The following is a 3,937-nucleotide window of genomic DNA, read 5'->3' on the forward strand; positions in this document are numbered from 1 at the left end:
TAGTTGGTTTAGGAAATACTGCCATAAGAAGGGAATTATTAGATTACGAAATTAAATTTACGGAAGAAGAACCCTTGGCTTTAGATTGGTTTATTTTTTATCAATTACTTAAAAAAAGCAAAGAAGAAGGTATCTTTGTCAATACATGTACAACTATTTACAGACAACACTTTCATAATTTAGCTGGATTAGGGGAGTTTAGTGAGAAAAGATTGCAACACGCCATCAATGTGAAAAAAGTGCATTACAATGCGTTAATAGCTATCGGGTTTGATTTTGACACTGAGCTTAAAGAGGTAGAAGCAATTGAAAAGAAACAACGCAAAGATTTAAAAATAACTATAGAACAACCACTGTTTTGGTGGGAAGAAACAGAATTTATATTATGAAAAAAATTAAACTGGGCAGTAAGGAAATATTTAATTTTTCGAAACCTTATATTATAGCAGAAATTGGAGCTAACCACAATGGAGATATGGACTTAGCCCGACAAATGATTGATTCCGCGGTTTTGTGCGGTGTTGATGCGGTTAAATTTCAATCTTGGTCGCCTTCTTCGTTAATTGCAAAAGAAGAATTTGACAGAAATCAAAAGTATGATGATTCACCGAAAAAGCACTTTGGATCATTAAAAGAAATGGTTGAAAAATACTATTTAAGGGAAGAACAACATTTTGAATTAAAAGACTATTGCGATTCTAAAAACGTTGCTTTTTGTTCTTCTCCATTTTCAGAAGTCGAAGTTGATTTATTAGAAAAATGTGATGTGCCTTTTTATAAAGTGGCCTCAATGGATATCAACAATTTTCAATTGCTGAATCACATAGCCGATAGAGGCAAACCGGTTATTTTATCTACGGGAATGTCAAGATTGTCCGAAATTGATAAAGCCGTGGAGCTATTAACTAAAAGGAATTGTAACGACATTGCCTTGTTGCATTGCATCTCGATTTACCCACCGTTATATGAAGATATTCATTTGAACAATATCACGATGTTGCAAAACACCTTCGGATTGCCAACCGGATTTTCAGATCATACCATTGGGTTTTCCATTCCGTTGGCGAGTGTTGCTTTAGGGTCTTGTATCATCGAAAAACACTTTACCACGGATAAGAATTTACCGGGTTGGGATCATGAAATTTCGGCTGATCCGTATGAAATGAAAATTATTTGTGAAGAATCGGCTAAAATAGCGACTTCTATGGGCTCTTTCTCTAGGATAGTTTCGGAAGCTGAATTGCAAAAGAAATTCAAATTCAGAAGAAGTGTCGTAGTGACTAAAAATTTACCGGAAGGCCACATACTGACTGTTGATGATTTGACCAGCAAAAGACCGGGAACAGGAATTTCTCCGGATATGCTGGAACATCTTATAGGACGCAAACTGATAGTTGGCATTGAAGAAGACACTTTGTTAAAATGGGAAAATATTATATAAAATGATTGCCATTATTCCTGCTCGCGGAAATTCAAAAGGACTGCCCGGTAAAAACATCAAACCTTTACTAGGCAAACCCATGATAGCTTACACTATTGAAGCCGCCTTGCAATCAAAATACATCTCCAGGGTTATTGTTTCAACCGACAGTGTTGAGATTGCAGCAACAGCAAAAAAATACGGAGCTTCCGTTCCTTTTTTACGACCGGAACATTTGGCCACCGATGAAGCAAAAGCTATAGATACCTACTTATATACGGTAGATGCTATTGAAAAAGAAGAAAACAGCACTATAGAAGAAATAGTAGTTTTATTGCCAACATCGCCCCTCAGAAATACCAAGGATATTGATGCTGCCTGTGAATTATTTAAGGAAAAAGCCGCTGATTCGGTGATTAGTTATACTCGAGAAGCTCATCCGGTGTTTTGGCACAAACATATCAATGAAAAAGGGGAGTTTGAAGATATTTTTGACAGCAATATTTTAAATAACCGTCAAGATTTAAAAGCAAGCTATTATCCCAATGGGGCTGTTTTTATCTTTAAAGTTGCTTTGTTAAAACAAGGTCAATATTATAACGCGCATTCATTTCCTTATGTAATGCCTCGAGAGCGTTCCATAGATATTGATACCATTGATGATTTTGATTATGCTGAATTTTTAATGAAAAAAAACAATGACCGATAGATTTATATTAAAAGACGATTCAACACTTTATGATGTACTTAGAATATTAGATTCTAATGGTAATGGTTTTTTGCCTATTGTCAATGACGAAGATCAACTCCTTGGCATTATAACTGATGGTGATTTGAGAAGAGGGATTTTAAACAAAACTATTGAATTAGAGGCTATTATTAATAAAAGCCCAATAACTGCGAAATATGGTACTTCTCATGTGGTTATCAAAAAACAACTAAGAGAAATTCACAGGCGGCAGATGCCAGTTGTGGATGAAAACAACAAATTAATTGAAATTGTTGTCTTAGACGAATTCGAATTTGTTCCAAAAGATAATTGGGTTGTTATTATGGCGGGTGGTCTGGGTTCCAGACTTGGTGAATTGACCAGAGATACTCCGAAACCCATGCTGAACGTTGGCGGAAAATCAATCCTTCAGGGGATTATTGAACATTTTAAATCACAGGGTTATTGCAAATTTGTTTTATGCTTAAACTTTAAAGCAGAAATTATCGAAGACTATTTCCAAAACGGAGACTGGCTAGGAGTGGAAATTAAATATACCAAAGAACAGAAACGATTAGGAACGGCGGGAGCCTTATCATTAATTGACTTTCCTATAGAGAATTCATTTTTTGTGGTTAACGGCGATGTGCTGACAACCATTAATTATGAAGAGTTCATGAAATTCCACAAAGAGAATAATTCAATGGCTTCCATGTGTATTAAAAAACTTCATTTTGAAGTGCCTTATGCCTGCGTTGAATTTGATACTAATAAGGATTTGAATGCTTTAAGAGAAAAGCCTTCTTTTGATTATTTTATCAATACCGGTATTTATGTTTTAGAGCCGGCTGTTTTAGAAAAAATACCAAAAGACGGGTTTTTTGATATGCCACAATTGTTTCAGCAATTATTGGAAGAGAAATTTACTACGAAAGTATTTGAGATGGAAGATTACTGGCTAGACTTAGGGAAATTGGAAGATTTTAATAAAGGAAATAGAGATTTAAATATAGAGTAAAATTCCTGCATTTAAAAATAAAAATAAAAATAAAAATTATTTTTATTTTATAACTACTTTTGCTCACTAAATTACTGAAAACAATGCTGATTGTTTTATCGAATGTCGATACCGTTTTCTCAATTTTAAACCCAATTTTAGCACATTTTGAAAAATATCATTTACAGAATTTTAATAGTATTATGAACTAAAAATACTATCGCGAAAAAAGTAAAGTGGTCTTTTTTATAGAAAGTTTATGTTTAAAAAGATAATATGTTTTGCAATGGTATCCTGTTTACCAGTCTGTTGGAATCTTCAGATTTTGAAATTTTTGTAATTCTTACTGTCTTCTATTTATTAACAACACTTTTTATTGAATTCGGACTGAGAGAAGCTATGATTGAAAAAAATGATGCCGCTTTGGGACTGCTTAAAATTTCCACCGATGCAATCATCGCGGAAAACGTTATGCATCCCAAGTGATAGTATTGACATGTGATGGATTTTTGAGAAAAAATCTTAAAATTAGTAGTAATACTTATATTACACTAGATAATTTGGCTTCTTCGAAAACTATTGAAAAGATTGGTTTTTCGATGATGAAAATGTTTTAATAGGAAAAGGAGATAGATTTGAATTATGAGTATAAAAAGAGCGACTGAAAAAAATGTTAAATGGTCTTTTATTGAAAGTATTAGTTTAAAACTAATAGGGTTTATTTTAGGAATAATATTAGCAAGGTTATTATCTCCTGCCGATTTTGGGGTATTGGCGGTTGTTAATGTTTTTTATTTGTTGACTACTTTGT

5 protein-coding genes are annotated in these 3,937 nt (G+C 33.4%); all 5 read left to right on the forward strand.

Translation table 11 applies throughout. The annotated features are described in order from the left end of the window. Nucleotides 1-389: hypothetical protein (locus V7D82_RS13440; protein ID WP_333601467.1), on the forward strand; the 389-nt coding region annotated here is incomplete at its 5' end. Further along, nucleotides 386-1,441, forward strand: a complete 1,056-nt coding sequence (locus V7D82_RS13445; protein WP_333601468.1) for an N-acetylneuraminate synthase family protein — start codon at nt 386-388, stop codon at nt 1,439-1,441. The genes V7D82_RS13440 and V7D82_RS13445, both read left to right, overlap by 4 nt. A gap of 1 nt (nt 1,442) precedes the next feature. Next, nucleotides 1,443-2,129 (forward strand): acylneuraminate cytidylyltransferase family protein, encoded by a 687-nt coding sequence (locus V7D82_RS13450; protein ID WP_333601469.1) that lies wholly within the window; start codon nt 1,443-1,445, stop codon nt 2,127-2,129. Continuing rightward, nucleotides 2,119-3,147, forward strand: coding sequence for a nucleotidyltransferase family protein (locus V7D82_RS13455; protein WP_333601470.1), 1,029 nt, complete (start codon nt 2,119-2,121; stop codon nt 3,145-3,147). Before V7D82_RS13450 ends, V7D82_RS13455 begins: the two co-directional genes overlap by 11 nt. Before the next feature lie 621 nt (nt 3,148-3,768). Further along, nucleotides 3,769-3,937: oligosaccharide flippase family protein (locus V7D82_RS13820; protein WP_442902394.1), on the forward strand; the 169-nt coding region annotated here is incomplete at its 3' end.

The sequence above is a fragment of the Flavobacterium sp. genome (genome assembly GCF_036741995.1).
Classification (GTDB): domain Bacteria; phylum Bacteroidota; class Bacteroidia; order Flavobacteriales; family Flavobacteriaceae; genus Flavobacterium.

What these genes read in the sequence shown, in the direction of transcription:
- V7D82_RS13450 (WP_333601469.1), top strand. Translation starts at nt 1,443, where the DNA reads ATGATTGCCATTATTCCTGCTCGCGGAAATTCAAAAGGACTGCCCGGT.
- V7D82_RS13455 (WP_333601470.1), top strand. Translation starts at nt 2,119, where the DNA reads ATGACCGATAGATTTATATTAAAAGACGATTCAACACTTTATGATGTA.
- V7D82_RS13445 (WP_333601468.1), top strand. Translation starts at nt 386, where the DNA reads ATGAAAAAAATTAAACTGGGCAGTAAGGAAATATTTAATTTTTCGAAA.